General features: G+C 67.1%; 1 protein-coding gene. It reads right to left on the bottom strand.

What is annotated here, in order from left to right; genetic code table 11:
• Nucleotides 1-784, bottom strand: a 784-nt coding sequence (locus DMB66_RS60130) for a hypothetical protein (protein ID WP_148112990.1), incomplete at both ends; no start/stop codon positions are given.

Raw genomic sequence — 784 nt, 5'->3', positions numbered from 1 at the left:
TCCGGCCGCCGTAGTCGTAGGCGTATGAGGTCAGCACGACGTAGCCGAGCTTCTCGTCCTGCGGCCTGCCGCCGTCCGGGTCGCCGCGCCAGTCGTAGAGGCGCACCTCGGCGAGGTCGTTGCGGGCGGTGAAGGCGTACTCGTAGTGGTTGCCGTTGCCGTCCACCACGGACGTCCGGTTGCCGAACTGGTCGTAGCCCTCGGTCTGCTCGTCACCGACCGGGTTGACCGTGCGGACCTGGCGGTTGAACTCGTCGTACTCGATGGTGGTGACCCGCTCGGGCTCGCCGGCGTCCAGCGCGTCCTTGACCACCGTCTTGACGACGTTGCCGTCCACGTCATAGGTGTTCGCGGTGACGGCCTGGTGCTTGCTGCCGTCCACCGCGTTGGTGGTCACCGGGCCGGTGGTGGTCAGCAGCCGGCCCATGTCGTCGTACGTGTACGTGGTGACCACGCCGTCCGGGTACGAGTCGGACTTCTCCTTGTCCTGGATCTTGCGGCCGAGCACGTCGTACGTCGATTCGGTGACCAGACCGGACGGCGTGGTCGTCGAGGTCAGGTCGCCGGACGAGTTGTACTTGAACCGGGTGACCCGGTTTTCGGTGTCGGTCACCGCGGACGGCAGCCCGGGCGGCATGGACTCGCCGGCCGGGTTGAACGACGGCTCAGCGCCCACGGTGTAGTCGGTGTTGGTGTTGCTGAAGTCCGGACCGGTCTCCTTGTCGACCTCGCCGCTGGACACGTACGTCGTCGAGGTGAGGTACCTGGAGTCGGTGGCGCTCGA

The organism is Actinoplanes sp. ATCC 53533 (assembly GCF_003947245.1).
Note: the sequence above shows the minus strand (reverse complement) of the source record. Positions and strands in the feature narration are given on the sequence as shown.